The organism is Acinetobacter rudis, from assembly GCF_031157835.1.
Lineage (GTDB): Bacteria > Pseudomonadota > Gammaproteobacteria > Pseudomonadales > Moraxellaceae > Acinetobacter > Acinetobacter rudis_A.
Genome location: NZ_JAVIDR010000001.1, coordinates 240,410 through 261,618, shown reverse-complemented (window position 1 = coordinate 261,618; position 21,209 = coordinate 240,410). Strand labels below are relative to the sequence as shown.

The 21,209-nt window shown below is 36.3% G+C and carries 17 protein-coding genes; 7 read left to right on the top strand and 10 right to left on the bottom strand.

Translation table 11 applies throughout. The annotated features are described in order from the left end of the window. The first annotated feature begins 219 nt into the window (after window positions 1-219). Window positions 220-1,134, top strand: a complete 915-nt coding sequence (gene cysD / locus RFH42_RS01205; RefSeq protein WP_374990799.1) for a sulfate adenylyltransferase subunit CysD — start codon at window positions 220-222, stop codon at window positions 1,132-1,134. 48 nt (window positions 1,135-1,182) lie between these two features. Then, the gene (cysN, locus tag RFH42_RS01200; RefSeq protein ID WP_308973692.1) at window positions 1,183-2,796 is read left to right on the top strand and encodes a sulfate adenylyltransferase subunit CysN; all 1,614 of its coding nucleotides are present in this window, start codon (window positions 1,183-1,185) and stop codon (window positions 2,794-2,796) included. Between the two features lie 96 nt (window positions 2,797-2,892). On the opposite strand, the gene RFH42_RS01195 is transcribed toward cysN, so the two are convergent. Then, window positions 2,893-3,240: a thioredoxin family protein gene (locus tag RFH42_RS01195; protein ID WP_308973839.1), complete on the bottom strand. Its 348-nt coding sequence runs from the start codon at window positions 3,238-3,240 to the stop codon at window positions 2,893-2,895. Between the two features lie 173 nt (window positions 3,241-3,413). On the opposite strand from RFH42_RS01195, the gene RFH42_RS01190 reads away from it, so the two are divergent. Further along, window positions 3,414-4,409 carry an NAD(P)H-quinone oxidoreductase gene (locus RFH42_RS01190; protein WP_308973690.1) on the top strand — a complete coding sequence of 332 codons (996 nt, stop codon included), beginning with the start codon at window positions 3,414-3,416 and terminating at the stop codon, window positions 4,407-4,409. Window positions 4,410-4,547: 138 nt separating this feature from the next. Then, entirely contained in the window at window positions 4,548-5,057 is a 510-nt protein-coding gene (locus RFH42_RS01185) for a hypothetical protein (RefSeq protein WP_308973689.1), read from the top strand. 90 nt (window positions 5,058-5,147) lie between these two features. Here the strand turns inward: RFH42_RS01185 and RFH42_RS01180 are convergent, their stop codons facing one another. From RFH42_RS01180 to RFH42_RS01170, 3 genes are all read right to left on the bottom strand, one after another. Then, window positions 5,148-6,485, bottom strand: a complete 1,338-nt coding sequence (locus RFH42_RS01180; protein ID WP_308973688.1) for a CitMHS family transporter — start codon at window positions 6,483-6,485, stop codon at window positions 5,148-5,150. A gap of 292 nt (window positions 6,486-6,777) precedes the next feature. Continuing rightward, window positions 6,778-8,115 carry a hemolysin family protein gene (locus tag RFH42_RS01175; RefSeq protein WP_308973687.1) on the bottom strand — a complete coding sequence of 446 codons (1,338 nt, stop codon included), beginning with the start codon at window positions 8,113-8,115 and terminating at the stop codon, window positions 6,778-6,780. Window positions 8,116-8,400: 285 nt separating this feature from the next. Further along, a complete protein-coding gene (locus RFH42_RS01170; RefSeq protein WP_016655319.1) occupies window positions 8,401-9,402 on the bottom strand; it encodes a LysR family transcriptional regulator in 1,002 nt (333 codons plus the stop codon). 491 nt (window positions 9,403-9,893) lie between these two features. On the opposite strand from RFH42_RS01170, the gene RFH42_RS01165 reads away from it, so the two are divergent. Continuing rightward, a complete protein-coding gene (locus RFH42_RS01165) occupies window positions 9,894-11,498 on the top strand; it encodes an isocitrate lyase (protein ID WP_308973686.1) in 1,605 nt (534 codons plus the stop codon). A 64-nt stretch (window positions 11,499-11,562) separates the two neighbouring features. Here the strand turns inward: RFH42_RS01165 and RFH42_RS01160 are convergent, their stop codons facing one another. The 5 genes from RFH42_RS01160 to trpS all read right to left on the bottom strand — a co-directional run bounded on the left by RFH42_RS01160 (window position 11,563) and on the right by trpS (window position 18,196). Then, window positions 11,563-12,099 carry a copper resistance protein NlpE gene (locus RFH42_RS01160; RefSeq protein ID WP_308973685.1) on the bottom strand — a complete coding sequence of 179 codons (537 nt, stop codon included), beginning with the start codon at window positions 12,097-12,099 and terminating at the stop codon, window positions 11,563-11,565. A 290-nt stretch (window positions 12,100-12,389) separates the two neighbouring features. Beyond that, complete coding sequence (locus RFH42_RS01155; RefSeq protein WP_308973684.1) at window positions 12,390-14,096, bottom strand: flotillin family protein; 1,707 nt, start codon at window positions 14,094-14,096, stop codon at window positions 12,390-12,392. A 12-nt stretch (window positions 14,097-14,108) separates the two neighbouring features. Continuing rightward, the gene (locus RFH42_RS01150; RefSeq protein WP_308973683.1) at window positions 14,109-14,759 is read right to left on the bottom strand and encodes a YqiJ family protein; all 651 of its coding nucleotides are present in this window, start codon (window positions 14,757-14,759) and stop codon (window positions 14,109-14,111) included. 333 nt (window positions 14,760-15,092) lie between these two features. Continuing rightward, entirely contained in the window at window positions 15,093-16,550 is a 1,458-nt protein-coding gene (locus RFH42_RS01145) for an aldehyde dehydrogenase family protein (RefSeq protein ID WP_308973682.1), read from the bottom strand. 632 nt (window positions 16,551-17,182) lie between these two features. Continuing rightward, window positions 17,183-18,196: a tryptophan--tRNA ligase gene (gene trpS / locus RFH42_RS01140; protein ID WP_308973681.1), complete on the bottom strand. Its 1,014-nt coding sequence runs from the start codon at window positions 18,194-18,196 to the stop codon at window positions 17,183-17,185. Window positions 18,197-18,565: 369 nt separating this feature from the next. Between trpS and RFH42_RS01135 the strand changes: the two genes are divergently transcribed. Both RFH42_RS01135 and RFH42_RS01130 read left to right on the top strand, forming a co-directional pair. Then, window positions 18,566-20,065 carry a cation:proton antiporter gene (locus RFH42_RS01135; RefSeq protein ID WP_308973680.1) on the top strand — a complete coding sequence of 500 codons (1,500 nt, stop codon included), beginning with the start codon at window positions 18,566-18,568 and terminating at the stop codon, window positions 20,063-20,065. Between the two features lie 34 nt (window positions 20,066-20,099). After that, on the top strand, window positions 20,100-20,420 hold the full coding sequence (locus RFH42_RS01130) for an MGMT family protein (protein WP_308973679.1): 321 nt from the start codon (window positions 20,100-20,102) through the stop codon (window positions 20,418-20,420). Window positions 20,421-20,530: 110 nt separating this feature from the next. On the opposite strand, the gene RFH42_RS01125 is transcribed toward RFH42_RS01130, so the two are convergent. After that, window positions 20,531-20,971 carry a universal stress protein gene (locus RFH42_RS01125; protein WP_308973678.1) on the bottom strand — a complete coding sequence of 147 codons (441 nt, stop codon included), beginning with the start codon at window positions 20,969-20,971 and terminating at the stop codon, window positions 20,531-20,533. Window positions 20,972-21,209 lie beyond the last annotated feature (238 nt).

Genomic DNA, 21,209 nt, shown 5'->3' with positions numbered 1-21,209 from the left:
GTATTAACTTTCACATTACTAAGTTATCTATCAACAGTTGGAATAAATGCCGCAGGTCGATATTTAATAATGTATTAGCACTTTACTCGCAATCTCGATCATATGATCAAAAGTAATATTCATATCTTAAAACAAGCAATTGCCAGACGGACTAACTCTCTATAATAAAAACAAATTTTATTATCTACGTTGTTTAGAGCGTATTGTTTGGTGCTGCCGATGTCTATTGATCAGGAAAGATTTACTCACTTAAAACAGTTAGAAGCTGAGAGTATTCATATTATTCGTGAAGTTGCTGCTGAATTTGAAAATCCAGTTATGTTGTATTCGATCGGTAAAGATTCAGCGGTTATGCTTCATCTAGCATTGAAGGCATTTTATCCTGCAAAATTGCCATTTCCATTACTTCATGTTGATACTGGATGGAAATTTAAAGAAATGATCACCTTTCGTGATCACATGGCGAAAACACATGGTTTTGATTTAATTGTGCATCAAAACCAAGAAGGCCGAGATGCTGGTATTAATCCATTTGATCACGGTAGCTCTAAATATACCGATATTATGAAAACTCAAGGTTTAAAACAGGCCTTAGATAAATATGGTTTTGATGCTGCTTTTGGTGGTGCTCGCCGTGATGAAGAAAAATCACGTGCTAAAGAGCGTGTTTATTCGTTCCGTGATAGCAAACATCGTTGGGATCCTAAAAACCAGCGACCAGAACTTTGGAATTTGTATAACGGTAAAGTAAATCAAGGTGAAAGTATTCGTGTATTTCCACTTTCAAACTGGACTGAGCTTGATATTTGGCAATATATCTATTTAGAACAGATTCCGATTGTACCGCTGTATTTTGCTGCACCTCGTCCTGTAGTTGAACGTAATGGCACATTGATTATGGTAGATGATGAACGTATGCCGTTAAAAGAAGGTGAAGTTCCAGCAATCAAGTCAGTACGTTTTCGTACTTTAGGTTGTTACCCATTAACAGGGGCAGTGCAGTCCGAAGCTGAAAACTTACCAGAAATTATTCAAGAAATGCTGTTAGCGACTAGCTCTGAACGGCAAGGTCGTATGATTGATCATGATGAAGCTGGCTCGATGGAAAAGAAAAAACAGGAAGGTTATTTCTAAGCAACGTCATTTTCATTTTTCTATTTCAGTATTTTTGGAGTTTGAGCAATGTCTCATCAATCGGATCTTATCGGTCAAGATATTTTGACTTATTTAAAACAACATGAACAAAAAGATTTATTACGCTTTTTGACTTGCGGTAATGTGGATGATGGTAAAAGCACACTGATTGGACGCTTATTGTATGATTCAAAATTGATTTATGAAGATCAATTACAAGCGGTCACTCAAGACAGTAAAAAGGTGGGTACAACAGGGGATGCTCCTGACCTTGCTTTATTAGTAGATGGTTTACAGGCTGAACGTGAACAAGGCATTACCATTGATGTAGCGTATCGTTACTTCTCAACAGAGAAACGCAAGTTTATCATTGCCGATACACCAGGGCATGAACAATACACACGTAATATGGCAACAGGTGCATCAACAGCAGATTTAGCCATTATTCTGATTGATGCACGTTATGGTGTTCAAACCCAAACACGCCGTCATAGTTTTATTGCAAGCCTTTTGGGTATTCAAAACATCTTTGTTGCGATTAATAAAATGGATCTAGTGGGTTATTCGCAAGATCGTTTTAATGAAATTCAAGCAGAGTATCACCAGTTTGTTGAGCAATTGGCGGAACGTAAACCAAGTAATATTCAATTTGTACCTATCTCAGCGCTCAATGGTGATAACGTCGTACATGCCTCTACACATACACCATGGTACGAGGGTGCAACCCTCATGCAAATGCTCGAAACGGTTGATGTACGTCGTCAAGCTCATAAGCATGAATTCCGTTTTCCTGTGCAATATGTCAACCGCCCAAATTTAGATTTTCGTGGTTTTGCTGGTACTGTGGCTTTGGGTGAAGTGGCAGTGGGTGATGAAATTGTTGCTTTGCCTTCTGGTAAACGCTCTACAGTTAAAGAGATTGTTACTTTTGATGGCCCTCTTACACATGCATTTGCTGGCCAAGCCGTTACTTTAACACTCAACGATGAGATTGATATTTCACGTGGCAATATGCTGGTGAAAGTGGGCGAGCAACCTTTGATTTCACGCCGTGCACGTGCAACATTGGTGTGGATGAATGAACAAGTTCTGTCTATTGGCAAACTTTATAATATTAAGTTAGGAACGCAGACCGTTCCAGCCAAAGTGGTTGAGATTAATTACCGTATAGACGTCAACACACTTGAGCAGAGTAAAGTTGAACAATTAGAACTGAATGCAATTGCTGAGGTTGTAATTGAGTTTGATAAGGCTGTTGTTTTTGATCGATATTTAGAAAGTCGTGCTACAGGTTCATTTATCTTTATTGATCGTCTGAGTAATGTGACCATTGCGGCAGGCATGATTAAAGACAGTGAAGATTGGCAGGCTCATCATAAAGTTGTAACTGCTCAAGATCGTGCTTCTCGTTTAGGTCAAAGACCAGCAATTATTAATGTTCCTAATAATGTCTTGGCCCAAGCTGAGGTCGTGGAAAGTGCCTTATTACAGCAAGGCGTGGTTGCTTTAGTTCGTAGCGATTTAACCGCAGATCAACAAGCACTTTTACGTGAAACAGGTATCTTAATAGTCACTAATGCCGCTCAGACACCTGATCATACAGTGACTGTTGATGGCTTGGATGAAGTTGTCGCTCAATTGGTTGAGTTGGTACAGCTATAGTGATTTGAATATTACTAGAATTGTTTCTAGTCAGATTTAAGCAAAAATATTAAAGCCGATGCAGTCATTGTGTCGGCTTTTGTCTGCTTAGATATTTTAGTCTGAGTCAGACTCAACGTTTGTTGGTTGAAGTTCATCAATAAGCGTAGAGTATTGTTTTAAGCTTAGCAGTCCAGTCATACGTTTAATAATTTTTCCATGATCGAAAATCAAGATACTGGGTAAGCCAAATACTTGATAACGTAAAGTTAAAATTGGGGATTGATCAATATTAACTTGGCCAAATTTAATCTGTTTTGAGCATTGTGCTGCTAAATGTTGGAAAACAGGTTTGCTTTGTACGCATGGTGCGCACCAGTCTGCATAAAAGCGAATAATTGCCAGACCAGCATAATATTCAAATTCATGAAAATTATCTTGGTTATATTCGGTAATGGTATTCATATCGTTTAGGGCAGCACTCATGGGTATATCAAGTAGTATACGATTAAAGCTTAGCTTTGGCTCAATTTAAGTAATAGGCTTGAGTTGATGAGCATAAGCTAAAGATGTGTTTTACTTCTCTCTAAGCAAACTTTGTGTTGAAATGGTGATTAAACATTATTTAGGGAAATCATATGTCAAACCAAATGCAACAAGTCATTATTACTGAAGCGGGTGGACCAGAAAAATTAGCCATAGAAAATACGCAAATACCCACACCTGCTGCGAACGAAGTTTTGGTTAAAGTACATGCTTTTGGTTTGAATCGTCCTGATATTTTACAGCGTCAGGGGCTTTATCCGATGCCTAAAGGGGTAACACCGGTGCCTGGTTTGGAGGTTGCAGGGGAAATCGTTGCAATTGGGGAAGATGTAAAACAATTTAAACTTAGGGATGCTGTTTGTGGCTTAACCAATGGTGGTGGCTATGCAGAGTATTGTGTTGTACCAGCAACGCAAGTTTTACCTATACCTGATGGGGTAAGTTATGTACAAGCTGCTGCAATCCCTGAAACATTTTTTACTGTATGGGCCAATGTTTTCCAAATGGGGCGAGCTAAAGCGGGCGAGACAGTATTAGTACATGGTGGTAGTAGTGGTATTGGTACGACAGCTTTAATGCTTTGTCAGGCATTGGGAATAAAAAGTTTTGCTACAGTAGGCTCTGATGAAAAAGTAGCAGCGATTAAGCATCTAACACATGCAATCAACTACAATAGTGCAGATTTTGAGACGGTAATACGTGAACAAACAGAAGATGCAGGCGTTGATGTTATTTTAGATATTGTTGGTGCACCTTATCTAGAGCGTAATTTAAATCTACTGCGCCGTGATGGACGTTTAGTGTATATCGCATTTTTAGGTGGTGCTAAAGCCAAAGAAGTCAAACTTGGCCAAATAATGATGAAACGTTTAACTATTACAGGTTCAACGATGCGTGCGCGTAATACAGCTGAAAAAGCTGAAATTACTCAAGGGTTAATTGAACATGTTTTACCACTTTGGCAACAAGCTAAGTGTTTGCCTATGATTTTTAAGACATTTAAGTTTAATGAAATTCAACAAGCACATATTGCCATGGATCAAGGTGACCATGTGGGTAAAATTGTGGTTGAAGTCATAGCCGCTTAATCACACTGTAGTAAGATTGCGTTGTCTTGTTCATTGCAATTCAACGCATCATTAAGTGTGCTGAATTGATCTGCTTAAGCGCAGTATTTCAGTCCATTTTATGCGACAATCATGTTTTTATTTTCAATTAGGTCGATCATGCAAGATCAAACTCCCTCATCTTTAAGTGATATTGAAATTTTAGATGTCCTACAAGCGATGAAAGATGATGTACTCAACAGTGAAGCAGAGAATCTTATTCGTCAGGGAGGCAAAGCTGATCGTCAAGAGGCGTTTAAAAAGGGTTTATTGTCTCTGCATCAGAGTTTTGAGAACAAATTCAATGAAGCGGTAGTTTTAGCATTACACTTAAACAGCAGCCAAGCAAAAAAAATTCGTTATAAGAAAGATCGCGTTCGTATTTTGCGTGCGAAAGGTATCGACTATCTTGCAATTGATGGTGCTGAAACCGCACAAGTACTTGCTCAGATTGCTCAAGCTATTGAGATGGAAGATGCGATTGTTACTCACGATTTACACAACATTTTTCCATTTTGGAAAGAGGGTTGGCCAATGGTACAGCTAGATAATGCATATAAGTTATTAAATGATGATATCCATATTCATTATCAGGCAACCCTTGATCGCTTAATCGAGATGTATGCATAAGAACTGTTTGAAAAATAGATCTTACTTTCTGTTGTAAATGTAGCAAAGGCCATAGTGATCTATGGCCTTTGCTGTTTGTTAATACAAATTTTAAAGTGTTGAATAAAATGGAAACACACCGAGGATGAGTGCAGAACACAACATGACCAGACAGGTTAGCGTTGCCCACTTTAAAGTAAACTTTTGGTGGTCTGCAAATTCAATTGCAGCGAGTCCGCAAAGCAAGTAAGTTGACGGAACCAAAGGCGAGAGTAAATGCACAGGTTGCCCAACAATAGAGGCACGTGCCATTTCAACGGGTGTAATACCATATTGAGTTGCAGCTTCAGATAAAATGGGTAATACACCATAGTAAAAGGCATCATTAGACATAAAGAAGGTGAGTGGCATACTCAAGATTGCTGTTATGGGTGCTAAATAAGGCCCCATGCTCTTTGGAATAATATTTATAAGTTGTTCTGACATTGCTGTAACCATGCCAGTGCCTGATAAAATACCGGTAAAGATACCAGCAGCAAAAATAATACTTACAACGGCTAGGGCACTACCAGAATGCTTGGCAATTAAACTTTTTTGTAGTTCTAGATCACGATAATTTACGATGAGTGCAATACAGAGTGCTAGCATAAATAAAATGGGTAAAGGCAATATACCTAAGATCAAACTTACCATTAATATGAATGTTAATAGACCATTAAACCAGCGTAAATTAGCCCGATTGGCACTTGGATCTTGTGATATTTGAATATGATCTGCATGGCTAATATCAAGTTCAATCACACCTAAACGTTTGCGTTCGAAGCGACCATACATATAGGCAACGAAAAATAGCCATATAATTGAAACGAGCATTGGCAGAATCATAGGTACAAAAATTGCACTTGGATCAACTTTGAGTGCACTTGCTGCACGTGCTGTTGGGCCACCCCAAGGAGTGAGATTCATAATACCGCTGGCCATCATCATTAGACCAGCCATGATAAGAGGGCTCATTCCCAAACGACGATAGAGTGGAAGCATTGCTGCAACACAAATCATATAAGTTGTTGAGCCATCCCCATCTAGAGATACGATTAAAGTTAAAAATACTGTTCCTAAGGTAACTCGAAGTGGATCACCTTTTACTTTTTTTAAGATCCATTTGACAGAAGGGTCGAATAATCCTGTATCAATCATAATGGCAAAATATAAAATGGCGAATAAAAGCATAATGCCAGTTGGTGCTAATTTCTTAATGCCATTAAGCATCATTTCACCAAGTTCACTCATTTCAATATGGCTTAAACTATCAAAGTAAAATCCGAGGAAATAAGCCATAAGGGCGAAAACTACTGGTATAAAAATAAGAGCAACTACTGCATTTAATTTTTTCGTCATAATAAGGTACATAAAGCAGAGGATCATTGCGATCCCTACAAAAGCAAGCATAATACAGTCCTTTGTTTTGTCTTTTTAAAATGATATTAAGTAGCTAAGTGTCAATATATGATTGCTTTAACAATCATAATGAATAACACCTTAAGGCTTCATGATAAATCTTGATTTATAAAAACTACATAGTATATTTTTAATGTGAAGTTTAATTACATTTATATTGTGAATAATTATTAAAATATAATGAGTTAGAGTGGATGTATTCGGTGCTTTTTATAAAAAAAGCAGTTAAATAATTAACTGCTTGTTCTAAAAAATCATCATTTTGGGTCAAAGCTACTTTGAATTAATCTTTTAGATGATCTTTTTCTTCTTCCGTTGGAAGTAGACTTGCTTGTTTAAGTAAACGGGTTACTAAGAGTTGATCAATTTTATAGTTGTCAACATCTACAACTTCAAACTTATAATCACCATAAATCACTACATCTGCAGGGCGTGGAATTTTACGTAGTTGGTACATCATGAAGCCTGCAAGCGTTTCATAATTTTCATTATCAGGCATGCTATCGATCGCAAGGGCATGCATTAGATCTTCAATAGGTGTACTTCCCTCAATTAACCACGAATCTGGATCACGTTGAATAATTTGCTGCTCTTCTTCTATTGGTGTACCCCAGTCACCCATGACTGTACTCATAATGTCAGATAAAGTAATCACGCCGACCACTAAGGCATATTCATTAATGACTACTGCAAACTTTTCTTTGCTAGAACGGAAACGATCTAGTGATTCTGAGAGGGTTAAAGTATCAGGAATAGTTAATACATTACGAATAGTGGATTCATTTAGCTGATTAATTTTTTGATTGTTTAAAATACGAACCAAAATATCTTTAGCATCTACATAGCCAATCACTTGATCAATAGTTTCATTACAAACTAAAAACTTAGAAAATGGGAATTCGGCGAGTTTTGAACGAATACTGTCTTCAGATTCATTGAGGGTAAAATAGACAACGTTTTCTCGTGTAGTCATACTTGAAGGTACATTACGTTCCTCCAATTCAAATACATTTTCAATGAAATGATGTTCTTGTTTTTGTAATACACCTGCTTGGGCACCAGCATTTACTGTTGCTGAAATATCATCAAAAGTTAAGCTGTCATCACGTTTGGTGGTGACTTTAAAAATTCTAAAAATAGAGTTGGCAATAATATTAATAATCCAAGCCAAAGGCTTACAGATTTTAATAAAGATATTTATGGGGTTAACCACCATAATAGAAAGCTTTTCTGGGAAAATCATTGCTAAACGTTTTGGCATTAAGTCTGCAAATAAAATGAAAAGCGTGGTTACTGTTATGAATGATAAACTAAAGCCAATAGTTTCAGCCCATTTGCCTTGATAGAACTCATTTACTAGTTGATAAAAATAAGGACGTAATGAGGATTCGCCTACAATACCACCCAAAATTGCTACAGCATTGACGCCAATTTGAGTAGATGCAAAAAAATCTGCTGAATTTTCTTGTAATAATATAACTTTATTTGCTCGTTCATCTGTCTCTGCGAGAAGTCTTAACTTAATTTTACGTGAGCCAGCGATCGCAATTTCAGATAGAGATAAAAAAAATGAGCACGATACTAAAATGATCAGTATTATCATGCTTTGAAAAATATCCATACCCCACCTGTAGTTATAAGGATTCGCTATATTGAAATGGCTTAAGCTTAAATCTGTAAAGATTTTAATGCAGTAGATAAAAATTAAACTAAGTTGTTGCAACTATCAAATAGTATGTGATGAATTACAAAATAACTTGTATAGCACGCTATAGTTATCTTGACTGAAACTATAAGGTATTTATCAAGCTAAACATATTTATATTTATAATTTCAAACAAGATACGCTTTGATGACACCAGTCTTAAAGCTTAATTAGGACTGGCATCTTAGCATATTCTGTCGCTTAGAAAAATGTATTTGGCAACTGTGAGTTATTATTGTTGAGTAAATATTCTCTATTTTCCTCTTCAATAATTTGTCGCGCAACATACAAAATCAGTTGACGTAACCAGCGATGAGCAGGGTGATGGTGAAGCAATGGGCACCAAGCCATCTTGAGTTCAAACTCAGGGATATAAAAAGGTGGATCTTTAATGTTTAAAGTTTGGCTTTGTGCTTGTAGGCGAGCAATACGTGAAGGTAAAGTGGCAATTAAATCGACATTCGCTGCAAGTAAAGCTGGCATTTGATAGTGACGTGTAAATACTGAGATTTTACGTTTTTGTCCGATACGATCAAGTGCTTGGTCAATCCAGCCTAGACCAGCTTGTTTCTCTGGATTAACACCAAAACCAACGCCCATACCTGTTTTAGATACCCAAATATGCTGTGCATCTAAGTAGCTTTTTAAGTTTAAGTTGTTTGCAGCAGGGTGTTTGGTATTTAGTAGACAAGAAAAACTATCACGCCATACTAAAACTTGGTGGAAACTTTGTGGTATTTCATTAAAGCGGTTAATTGCGAGGTCAACTTTGCCTTGCTCCATATCACGGTATGAGACATCACTTGGGGTGAGAAAATCGAGTACGACATTCGGTGCCTCAGAACGTAATGCTTTGATGAGTCGAGGAACTAAAGTTGCTTCTGCGTAATCAGAAGTCATGATACGAAAAACACGATTACTGGTATAAGGTCTAAACTCAGTTCGTGGTTCTAAGATCATAGAAAGATCAGAAAGTGCATCTCGAATACGTGGTTGTAATTCTAAAGCACGTTCTGTTGGGGTCATACCTTCAGAAGATCGAATCAGAAGAGGGTCGTTAAATAGGTTGCGTAAACGACGCAAAATATTACTCATAGCAGGTTGGGTTACCCCTAACTGTTCAGCTGCACGAGTTACGTTTTTTTCACGCAAAAGTATGTCTAGATAAATTAATAGGTTGAGATCGACCCGCTCTAGATTCATAAAATAAATACCGGAAATAAACTTTTGAAATCGTTTAGCATTATGCCATAACTAAAACCTTTTGTGTGAAGGCTTTATAAAAAGTGAAGCCGATTGTGGATTTAATTTATTTGCTCTTTTTTTAATCAAATAAAAAAGATTATTTTGACCATTTATATTATCCAAAAGTCGTGTTTTTAATATGCGTAAACAGAGCATAAAAATATTAAAGTAAAGTGAATTGGTTGGAAATTAAACTAAATTCCTTGAGTAGCTATAAATAAAAATAATAAAAAACAATAAATTATAAAAGTCATCATAATTATATTACGACTTTGATCTATATATTTTTTAAATAAATAATGAGAATTAGCCTAGAATATTGGATTAATTATGCCACTCAAACTAAGCTGTGTTCATAGCAATGGAGTGGTCTAAATCTAAACAGTATTTAATACACTAGGTTTAGTACTTCGACTGATGAAATCCTAAAATTAATACAGGAAAATATCATGACAACATATCAAACAGCGATTGATGCGATTCGTGAATTAAAAGCGAAATTTGGAAGTACTTGGGCGGACATCAGTCCTGAAGATGCAGCACGTATGCAACTACAAAACCGTTTCAAAACTGGTTTAGATATTGCTAAATATACTGCAGCAATTATGCGTCGTGATATGGCTGAATATGATGCTGACTCAAGCAAATACACTCAGTCTCTAGGATGCTGGCACGGTTTTATTGCTCAACAAAAAATGATTGCCAACAAAAAATATTTTGGCACTACAAATAAACGTTATATCTACCTTTCTGGTTGGATGGTTGCTGCACTTCGTTCAGAATTCGGTCCACTTCCTGACCAATCAATGCACGAAAAAACTTCTGTTCCTGCATTAATCGAAGAAATCTATACATTCCTACGTCAAGCTGACGCTAAAGAATTAAACGATTTATTCCGCGCACTTAAAAAAGCTCAAGATGCTGGTGATTCTGCTAAAGCTGCTGAAATTACTGCGCAAATCGACAACTTTGAAACTCATGTTGTGCCAATTATTGCAGATATCGATGCTGGTTTCGGTAACGAAGAAGCGACTTATTTACTTGCTAAGAAAATGATCGAAGCTGGTGCTTGTGCGCTACAAATTGAAAACCAAGTTTCTGATGCGAAACAATGTGGTCACCAAGCTGGTAAAGTAACTGTTCCACACGAAGATTTCATTGCTAAAATCCATGCATTACGTTATGCATTCTTAGAAATGGGTCTTGATGATGGTGTTATCGTTGCACGTACTGACTCTGAAGGCGCAGATTTAACTCAAAAGATCCCAGTAGTGAAAGAGCCAGGTGATATTGCATCTCAATATATCAGCTACTTAGACACAACTGAAGTTGACATTGCTGACGCTCAAGAAGATGAAATCTTGATCAAACGTGATGGTAAATTACACCGTCCTAAACGTTTAGCTTCTGGTCTATATCAGTTCCGTGAAAACACTCAAATTGACCGTGTTGTACTTGACTGCGTAACTAGCCTTCAAAATGGTGCTGATTTACTTTGGATCGAAACTGCAACTCCAAACGTAGAAGAAATTGCTCACATGGTTAACCGTGTTAAAGAAGTTGTTCCAAATGCTAAGCTTGTTTATAACAACAGCCCATCATTCAACTGGACTCTTAACTTCCGTCAACAAGCGTATGACCGTTGGGTTGCAGAAGGTAAAGATGTTTCTGCATACGACCGTGCTAAGTTGATGAGTGCTGACTACGACAACACTGAGTTAGCTGCTGATGCTGATGAAAAAGTTCGTACATTCCAAGCTGATGCTTCTCGTGAAGCGGGTGTATTCCATCACTTGATTACTCTACCGACTTATCACACTGCTGCACTTTCTACGCATGAACTTGCGCAAGGTTACTTCGGTACTGAAGGTATGTTGGCTTATGTTGCTGGCGTACAACGTAAAGAAATCCGTGGTAGTATCGCTTGTGTTAAACACCAAGCAATGGCTGGTTCTGACATCGGTGATGATCACAAAGAAATCTTCTCTGGTGATAACGCATTGAAAGCTCATGACGATGCTAAAAACACTATGAACCAATTCTCTGCTCACTAAGCAAAGACTGGTAAATAAAAAACCTGCAGTGTGAACTGCAGGTTTTTTTATATCTTAAATTTAATTACGGATTTTGTTTTTGCAGTTCGTAATTTTTAGCAAGTGCACCTGTAATTTTCTTGCCTTCTTGGTCAAGTGCAACAATATGATTTTCACCTACAAAATACTGACGTTTATCTGCAGCAGCATCAAGTACAACAGTGTCACCGGCTTTGTTAAAGCTAAATTTACCTTTGGTTACTTGCGGTTTACCATCACCTTTACCAAGGTAAGTTTCAGATAATTCATAAGTTTTGTCATTATTTAAAGTAAGTTTAGTTTCAATACCTTCACAGCTTGCACAAGGTAAAACACCCTTGTAGTTGCCATTCCAATCTAAACTCAACTGGGCATTACCTTCAACAGGTGAAGTTGCTGGAGTTTCACTTGTTGCATTTACATCATGTGCTTGACTTGCAACTGTTTCAACGGTTGCTGCTTGACTTGCAGTTACTTCAGCTGTTTGTGATACGCTGTTTGCATCTGCAGTATTTTGTTTTGTTTTTGAACATGCTGCTAAGGCAAGTGCGCTGAGTGATAGAACAAGTAACGTTTTTTTCATATTATTTCCTGTTTAATATAAATAAAGTGAGCATAGCAATTGAGTTAGATTGTTTCATGATGCTACAGTGAATCGTTTAAGTAATATTATAAAAAACAAAGGTTTTTTCAAATATTGCTACAAATATATATTATTATAGATTGTATTTTATGTCATGTTTCGTAGTTTTATTGTGTTGTAACTTAATGCTTAATAACAATTTTTTGTGATTTTTGGAAAAGTTTTACATGCTTTGTAATCATGAGGCAGCCCCCTACAACGAGAAAAAAGCTGCAGGGGGGGAGTCTGATTTATGGTGCAATATTCTTTTTTAAACTTTGAGTTAAACCATTAATGTCACCACCTTGAATGCCAAGTTCATTCATAAGGCTATCAATTAATGGAGCTTGAGAACGGTATCGTAACGCACTATTTACGACTTGGTCAGACAATGCAACTTGCCCAGAATCATTCTCACTCTGCGCTGTAACCATTGTATTTCCACCTAAGCCATTTACTTGAAGAATTTTAATATCATCAATGTTTTCCATAGGCTTAACACTTTCACGAATAATCTCAGGTAAATATTTGATAAGTGCTAGACGTACTTGCATTTCTACTTGTTCTGTTGACAAGATATTATTTGCTTCATTGACAGCACGTGTACCTTCGGCATCAACCTGATATTGTTTCTCTTGTGCTAATGCAAGTAAAATTTTTGCATCAGATTCACCTTTAGCTTTAAGACGTTGTTTTTCAGCATCAGCTTCAGCACTAATACGAATTGCTTCTGCTTCATCAACTGCTGCTTTCTTCCCAGCTTCGGCTGCAACAGTAATCGCAATTGCATCTTTTTCAGCTTCTTGTTTTGCTGCTACCAAGTCTACAGCTTTGGCACGTTCTGCGCGTTGGGTTTCACGTACTGTAAGTACCTCTTCTTCAGCTTTTACTGCTTGGGCACGCGCTAAATCTGCTTGTGCTTTAGCTTCGGATTCTGCACGAGATTTTTCTGCAATTGCGATAGCACGATCTTGTTCAGCCAGTTCAATGGTTTTCTTTTGTTCAACCTGTGCCTTCTGAATTTGCTGTGCTTTAATAATATTTTCATTTTCAACATCACGTGCTGATGCAATGCGTTTCAATTCAACTTCACGATTTGCAGCAATTTGAGCTTCTTCAGCTTCACGTTTTTTTGCTGCTTCTTGACTTGAAATTTCAGCTAATTGTTCAGCTCGACGTATAGCGATTTCTCGTTCTTGTTGGAGCTTGGCATATTCTTCTTCGCGTAAAATTTGTAAGCGAGCTTGCTCTGTTTCCAAATTCTTTGCTTTGATTGCTAAATCTGCATCTTGTTCAATATCATTACGTTTTTTACGACGATCTTCGATAGTTTCTGTTAATTTAGTGAGACCTTCAGCATCAAAGGCGTTTTGAGGATTAAAATACTCAAAGCTGGTTTGGTCTAAACCTGTCAATGAGACAGTTTCAAGTTCCAAGCCATTTTTGAATAAATCTTCAGAGACAACTTGTTGTACTTTTTGTACAAAGTCCACTCGTTTTTCATGTAATTCTTCCATTGCCATTTCAGCAGCAACAGCACGTAAAGAGTCGACAAACTTGCCCTCAACTAGATCTTTAAGTTCTTGAGGTGACATTGTTTTTTTACCGAGAGTTTGTGCAGCAGTTGCAATTGATTCAGCCGTTGGCTTTACACGAACATAAAACTCAGCCATAACATCAACGCGCATACGGTCACGAGTAATCAGTGCTTGATCAGCAGCACGTTTCACTTCTAAACGTAATGTATTCATATTTACAGGAATAACTTCATGTAATACGGGTAGTACGATTGCACCACCATCTAAAATGACTTTTTCACCGCCTAAACCTGTTCGAACGAAAGAAACCTCTTTGCTCGAGCGTTTGTATAAACGTGCGATTATAATCCCAATAAAAATTAACGCTGCTAAGATTATTCCAGCAATAGTGATAATTTGATAAAAAGTTGAATTAAACATTTCTTTTCTCTTTTAAGTTAAATCTGTAGTTGCTTTAAACCCAATTGCTGTTTTTTGACTCAGAACGACTTGTTGACCTTGTTTGTAGATCGTGTCTATTTCAGGTTCAACTAAAACATAATGTGTTAGTCCGTGTTGATCTTTAACTTTAGCTTGTGCTGGTGAGTTTTGTGTTGCATCACCTAGTATGATTGTTGCTGTTCTTCCGATGAGTTCTTCACTACGGATGGCTGAGCTTTGATCTTGAGGTAAAATTTTTGAAATAATTGCTGCATTAAAACGAACCAGTGGCATACATAAAATAAAACTTACAGGTGCTGCAAGCCATATGGACAGGTAGTGATGAATAAATTGATAAAATAAGGATTGGCAGATATAGCCAACTAAGGCATAAACCGTGAGGAAAATTATTAGCCAAATCAGTAATGGTATTTTACCTAAATAGAGCCATTCTAATAGGCTAATAAAGGCTGAACTGTTTTCTACAGTTTGGAATTGAGTTTGTTGATGACCAAGTTGATCTGGTAGAAATTGTTCTAATAGACCTTGGCTACTTGAACCGAGTAGCAGCAAAAAGGTTTCTGTTACTCCAAGAAATAACATCAAACACAAACTGATGCTAAAAAGTAAGTTGGCAGGCTCTATAAATAATTGCCATAACATAAAATATAAACTACCTTTTTAGATACGTTAAATATCGTGATTTTTAATATAATTACTTGATAATTGAACAAGTTAAATTTATATGAGAATGGGGCAGTTTATTTTATAAGCTATAGTTTTTGCTGGCAAGAAAAAGAAAGACATCTTTTTTAAAAATATTTTACATACTAATGAGCATACTGGGATTATTTCATTTCTTTAATTGATAGATGAGTGGTTAATTTTATTTTGATGAGGGTATATGGTGAGTCTAAGAACTTTGTTTACTTTTGTGGCTTATTCAAAATAGCAGCTTTAATAGATAAATATTAAAAGCTGCTATTGCAATATGTTTTATGAATAGAATGATGTTAAACGATTCACTGAACTAGAAAGTAATCGCGCTGTTTTTAGTTTTACTGGGTGATAAGGGGGCACAACAAACGATTGAGCTAATTTTATTTTACTTGTTAAAACTGCTCGTTCATGTGAAAAGGCTCTAAAACCAAAGAAACCGTGTGCATTGCCTATACCTGAATTATTGACACCTCCAAATGGAAGATTGCTATTAGAGTATTGAGTCATGCACTCATTCACACAGATGCTCCCAGAGCTTGTATTTTGAATAATATTGTCAATAACAGTCTGTTTTGTACTAAATACATATAAAGCCAATGGTTTATCTCTTTGATTAATATACTCAATGACTTGTTCAATATGGTTATATGAAATGACAGGTAGCACTGGACCAAAAATTTCTTCTTGTAGAATCTTTGCATCAGTTGGAATATTCACAAGTAGTGTGGTATCAACAAAGCGATCTTCTGCTCGGTTATCTCCACCAATAATTAATTGAGCACCTTGATCTACTGCATCTTTGATTAAATTATTGACTCTAGAAAAGTGCTGGTCTGTAATAATACGTGCAAGATCATGACTTTTTTGTCGGGCTTCAGCATCATCGCCATATCGTTTTTTAATTATCTTTACACTTTCTTGTAAGAATTTGTCATAAACACTTTGATGAACAAAACAGTAATCTGGCGCAACACAAGACTGGCCTGCATTAATGAGTTTTCCCCACCATATCGTTGAGACTACATTGGCCATATCTGCACTTTCATCTACTATGACGGGTGATTTACCTCCTAATTCTAGTGTGATTGAGCTGAGATGGTGCGATGCTGCAGCCATGATTTTTTTGCCCACAATCGGAGAGCCAGTAAAATAAACATGATTAAAGGGTAATGATAACAATTCTTTTGCAATCGATTCATCACCAAGCACAACGGCAACCTCGGTTTTGTCAAAGACAGAATGAATTAAATCTATCAGTACCTTATTTACAGTTGGAACATGTTCCGAAGGTTTTATAATGACTGTATTTCCTGCTGCTATTGCAGAAACAAGGGGACATAGAATCGTATTTAAAGGGTAGTTCCAAGGTCCTAAAATGAGACAGCGTCCTCTAGGCTCAAATTTGATATAGCTTGATGTCCCAATTGCAGTAATTGATGAGGAAACCTGAGTTGGTGTGGTCCATTGTTTGAGATGAGAGGTTGTATACTTAATTTCATCAATAACAGTGAAAATTTCAGTATATTCGACTTCTAGCTTTGGTTTGTTAAAATCGGTCTTAAAGGCTTTGTAAAACTCCTCTCTGCGATTAATTAATTCATTTTGTAATTGTTTTAATTTTTGAATTCGTTTTTCGATGCTGCCCTTTCTTAGCATGAGTGAGGTGTTGAGTTGCGCATCAAAAATTTTTTTAACTTTGGCCTCAGCTGTTACAGTCTCATTTGTTATGGTCATATTTATCTCCTTTATATTTTTACTATTCTTCATCATTAGAAATTAAAATTATTATTATGTTTTATCGCTCAAATTATAAAATAGAACTTTAAAACCGAATAAATCTAGACGAAGCAGGGCTTCGTCATTGCTGCTATAAATATGAATAAAATGCTTTCGTTTTTAAATTTATGACTCTTTTTTATTTTATGCCTTGTAATGAATAAGGCTTTGTACCATGTTTGCGATGAGTTGAAATAGGGCTTCTGTGTATGCTCAAGAATGCTGTTCAGTAAAATAAGGAGCAGCAATGCATATGGCGTTTAATTTTGGATATCTTTTTGTATTAGTAATAACGAAATAGGTTAAATGATATCAACCTTAAAATTTGGATAAAAAAATACGCAATGATTGGGGTGATCATTGCGTAGAACAACGAATCTGCTTTCACAGCTTCGGTTAAGTTGGAGGATATGGAGTCGTATGAATCCATGCCATGTAAGAATAATAGTTAACTTTAGCGATTCACTCATTGGTATTCACGTAATTAAGTGTAATATCACGTTAATTTATATGAGGTTTTCGCAAAAGAGCATCGTTTCTTTATATGGCTGATATAAATAACTAGATTGATATTTAATATAAAAATCTAATTAAAAATGGAAAACACCTAAACCTGCTTTTACTTCATCCAAAGTTTGTTGGGTAATATCACGACAGGTATTTGTGCCCGTACGTAAAATATCCATGATGTAATCTGGGTCTTTTGCAAGTTCCATACGGCGCTCACGAATAGGTCCAATAAGCTCTTTAAGTACTGTTTCAAGGCGTTTTTTAACTGTACCATCACCAAGACCACCACGGCGATAATGTGCTTTTAGTTCTTCTACTTCTTCTTTATTTGGATCAAATGCATCTAGATAAGTAAATACGATATTACCTTCAACCTGACCAGGATCTTCAATACGAAGATGATTCGGGTCAGTATACATCGCGTTTACTGCTTTTTTAATGTCTTTATCTGTCGCATCAAGAACAATAGTATTGCCTAAAGATTTTGACATTTTTGCTTTGCCATCAAAACCAGGTAAACGGCTCATATTTGAAAGTAAAGCTTTGCACTCAGGAAGTAAGTCATGACCAATTTGACGGTTAACACGACGTACAACTTCATTGGTTTGCTCAATCATTGGAATTTGATCTTCACCAACAGGGATGACAGTTGCTTTAAATGCAGTAATATCTGCCGCTTGAGCAATTGGATAACATAAGAAACCGGCAGGAATGTCACGTTCAAAACCACGTAATTGAATTTCAGCTTTGATTGTTGGATTGCGTTCTAGACGTGCCACACTAACGAAGTTGAGGTAAAGCATGGTGAGCTCATTGAGTGCAGGTAAACTAGATTGCACACAAATAGTTGTCTTAGTTGGATCAATACCTACTGCTAAATAATCTGTTGCAACTTCTAAGATGTTACGACGTACTTTCTCAAAGTTGTCAGCATTATCAGTAAATGCTTGTGCATCAGCTAATAGTAAGTGTTGATGATGAGAGTCTTGTAGACCAACACGTGAACGAAGTGAACCTACGAAGTGGCCTAAGTGTAACTGTCCTGTAGGACGGTCTCCAGTCAAAATAATAGGACGTGAATCTAGATTACTCATTAACTATTCCAATCTTTCTGTGTGATGCACATTGATTAATACTTGTGCTTTGTTGAATCGCTACATTGTACGGGAATATTTTTTTTTATGTCAGTAAGAAAAATCAATTCATTTAAAAACTAAAGTAAAAAAATAAGTGAAATATGCAGATTCATGAGCATAGAGATGTTTTGCAATATATAAAAATGGAACATGTAATTGAATTTCTCTATTGAAGAGATTATTTAAAGATTTGGTTGAAATTTTGTCAAAAAAAATAATGATAAGAACACTTTTATTTTTTTGCAGGTTTTATCAAGCTACAATGTAACGTCCATCAACATGTGTTGATAAGCAGATTTTGAATAAAAAATAGCGGATAGGAGTCACATGGGTAATTATTTTCTACTACAGTTTTTTACGGTAATTTTTGCGTTATCTATCGTGACCACTATATTTAATAAACGTATTTTAGGTTTCCCTCAAGCAATTGGTGTACCCATTGTTTCTGCAATTTTAGTCTTTTTGTTGCAGTGGGGGGCAAGCCTACTTAACGGTAATCAATTTATTTCCATTAATATTCATAGTATTGAAGACGCTGTACGTAAAATTGATTTTTATGATTTTTTGGTGAACGGTGTTATTTGCTTTATTTTAACGTCTTCAGCACTTAAGTTTAAAGTTTCTGACTTAAGAACTTTTTGGAAGCCCATTGGTATATTGGCAACTATAGCACTTGTTTTGTGTGCAGTCTTTTACGGTGGTCTTTTATATGCCTTTCAATATTTGATTGGTGAACCTGTTCCAATTTTAGTTCTTTTTCTATTGGGTTCTGCTTTGGTTGCGACGGATCCTATTGGCATCAAAGGCGTACTAAGCTCTGTACGTGCACCACATCATTTAATGATTAAGCTTGAGGGTGAATCATTATTTAATGATGCGATGTGTATTGCTATTTTTATGACGTTGCTGAATGTGCTTGAAGGTGAACATTTTAGTTTACTTGCGACCTTACAAACACTGCTATATGAGATTGTTGTGGCAGTGGTAATTGGTTGGGCTTTTGGTTTGGGTATTTTAAGATTACTGAAGGGTAAACATGAAATGGAGTCGCTTATTTTGACGACTGCATTACTCGCATGTGGTTCCTATTTGGTTGCTTTATTTGCTCATGCTTCTGCTCCGATTGCTTGTGTAATTGGGGGATTGATTGTAGGTAATAAGTGGGGAGAAATTATTGCTGAGCGTGAAGTAAGGGAGGTCAATCATTTTTGGCACACGGTTGAGGGGATTATTAATTCCTTCCTGTTCACTTTAATTGGTCTTGAAATATTCATTTTAGATTTAAATTCGAGCCTAATCTTTGGTGGTATTGTTGCATTTGTTTTATTACATTTATCACGTTTTGCTGCAAACTTTTTATCGTTTGCTTTTTTCCCAAGTTTTAGACAAAAAAGTTATAACGGTAGTTTAGTTATTTTATCTTGGGGAGGTGTGCGTGGTGGTATTTCACTTGCCTTAATTTTGGCGGTTGCAAATATTCCAGAATTACGTCAGTACAGCAGTATTTTAATTGGTTATACGTTTATTAGCGTTTTGCTTTCTGGGGTGGTTTGTGGTTTAGGTTTGCCTGCCGTAATGAATGCTTTCTATTACAATCCAAATGAAAACCAGAGCGGTTTTAAAGGCTGGTATCAGAGAATGTGTAATAAGCTTAATCGTAAGGGCTATAAATACATTGTCGGTGAAGATAAGCATGGTAATGAAACAATTACGATTTATAAACCAGAGTCTTTTGTGGATGAAAAAACAGAAGATGGTGTAGCAACTTTACACCGCCCTGATAAAGCAGAGGAGTTAAAACGTCTAGAACAACCAGGTAATTTTTAGTTGTGTAGCTTGAAAAGATTGACGTTAATTAAATATGAGCACAGAAGGCGATGAATTGGCATGTTTAATTCTTGCAGTAGTACAGTTAGTACCTAAAGGTAAGGTGGCAAGTTATGGGCAAATTGCTAAACTTGCCGGGTTGCCAAAACATGCACGTTTAGTTGGTCGAGTTTTGTCTAGACTAGACGCTAAAAGCGAGTTGCCTTGGTATAGAGTGCTGAATAGTCAGGGGGTGATTCGTGTGGAAAAATGTAATACCCAAGGTGAGAATATTCAGTGCTTAAAACTAATGCAAGAGGGTGTAACTGTGGTGAATGGAAGAGTGAATATGAAAACTTTTCTATGGCAGCCCTAATCACACTGATACACTATGAAAGTTAGCTTGCAAATATAAATCTTAAATATAATTAAGCCCTATAGTATAGGGCTTAATTATTTGTAATGCCGTTTGCAGATATAGTCGGATTAGTTTTTAACAACTAACACAGGAATATTTAATTCAGTAATGAGGCTTTGAGCAACACTACCTAAGAAAAGTTTTTTGATTCCTGTACGACCATGAGAACTTAATACAACAAGATCAATATTATTATCAGCTACTGCTTTTGAAATAGTTTGATGAATATTTTCACCTTCTAGTAAAAGAGTTTCAACTTCAATGCCTTCTGCAGCAAAAGCCTGTTGTGCTTTTTCAATATTTTCCTTAATAAAGTTACGGGCACGTTCAATCAGTTGATTTGATTGACCATAAGCAAAATATTCTGAAGCAATATATGGATCTAAAGTCATGACCTGAACAACAGTCACTTTACTGTTAAACTTTTTCGCTAATTCTGCTGCATGTTTTACCACAGTCATTGCTGTTTCTGAGCCGTCTACAGGAACGAGAATATTTTGGTAAGTCATTAGGGTCTCTCCTTATTGTTGTTGCAAGTCGTAAAAATAAACCGTTGGTATGCTTTTTGATGATGATTGAATCTGACCATCTATCTAGATCATAACTGGTATTTGTCTAATATAAAACCTATTAAATTCCTATGGATAATAAATTACTGTTGGTAATAATTGTATGATTGAGATTGATTTGTATGAATAAAAAAATAGATATGCGAAAAGCGAAGATTAATTTATTTCAGGACGGGAC

What these genes read in the sequence shown, in the direction of transcription:
- cysD (WP_374990799.1), top strand. Translation starts at nt 220, where the DNA reads ATGTCTATTGATCAGGAAAGATTTACTCACTTAAAACAGTTAGAAGCT.
- cysN (WP_308973692.1), top strand. Translation starts at nt 1,183, where the DNA reads ATGTCTCATCAATCGGATCTTATCGGTCAAGATATTTTGACTTATTTA.
- RFH42_RS01195 (WP_308973839.1), bottom strand. Translation starts at nt 3,240, where the DNA reads ATGAATACCATTACCGAATATAACCAAGATAATTTTCATGAATTTGAA.
- RFH42_RS01190 (WP_308973690.1), top strand. Translation starts at nt 3,414, where the DNA reads ATGTCAAACCAAATGCAACAAGTCATTATTACTGAAGCGGGTGGACCA.
- RFH42_RS01185 (WP_308973689.1), top strand. Translation starts at nt 4,548, where the DNA reads ATGCAAGATCAAACTCCCTCATCTTTAAGTGATATTGAAATTTTAGAT.
- RFH42_RS01180 (WP_308973688.1), bottom strand. Translation starts at nt 6,485, where the DNA reads ATGCTTGCTTTTGTAGGGATCGCAATGATCCTCTGCTTTATGTACCTT.
- RFH42_RS01175 (WP_308973687.1), bottom strand. Translation starts at nt 8,115, where the DNA reads ATGGATATTTTTCAAAGCATGATAATACTGATCATTTTAGTATCGTGC.
- RFH42_RS01170 (WP_016655319.1), bottom strand. Translation starts at nt 9,402, where the DNA reads ATGAATCTAGAGCGGGTCGATCTCAACCTATTAATTTATCTAGACATA.
- RFH42_RS01165 (WP_308973686.1), top strand. Translation starts at nt 9,894, where the DNA reads ATGACAACATATCAAACAGCGATTGATGCGATTCGTGAATTAAAAGCG.
- RFH42_RS01160 (WP_308973685.1), bottom strand. Translation starts at nt 12,099, where the DNA reads ATGAAAAAAACGTTACTTGTTCTATCACTCAGCGCACTTGCCTTAGCA.
- RFH42_RS01155 (WP_308973684.1), bottom strand. Translation starts at nt 14,096, where the DNA reads ATGTTTAATTCAACTTTTTATCAAATTATCACTATTGCTGGAATAATC.
- RFH42_RS01150 (WP_308973683.1), bottom strand. Translation starts at nt 14,759, where the DNA reads ATGTTATGGCAATTATTTATAGAGCCTGCCAACTTACTTTTTAGCATC.
- RFH42_RS01145 (WP_308973682.1), bottom strand. Translation starts at nt 16,550, where the DNA reads ATGACCATAACAAATGAGACTGTAACAGCTGAGGCCAAAGTTAAAAAA.
- trpS (WP_308973681.1), bottom strand. Translation starts at nt 18,196, where the DNA reads ATGAGTAATCTAGATTCACGTCCTATTATTTTGACTGGAGACCGTCCT.
- RFH42_RS01135 (WP_308973680.1), top strand. Translation starts at nt 18,566, where the DNA reads ATGGGTAATTATTTTCTACTACAGTTTTTTACGGTAATTTTTGCGTTA.
- RFH42_RS01130 (WP_308973679.1), top strand. Translation starts at nt 20,100, where the DNA reads ATGAGCACAGAAGGCGATGAATTGGCATGTTTAATTCTTGCAGTAGTA.
- RFH42_RS01125 (WP_308973678.1), bottom strand. Translation starts at nt 20,971, where the DNA reads ATGACTTACCAAAATATTCTCGTTCCTGTAGACGGCTCAGAAACAGCA.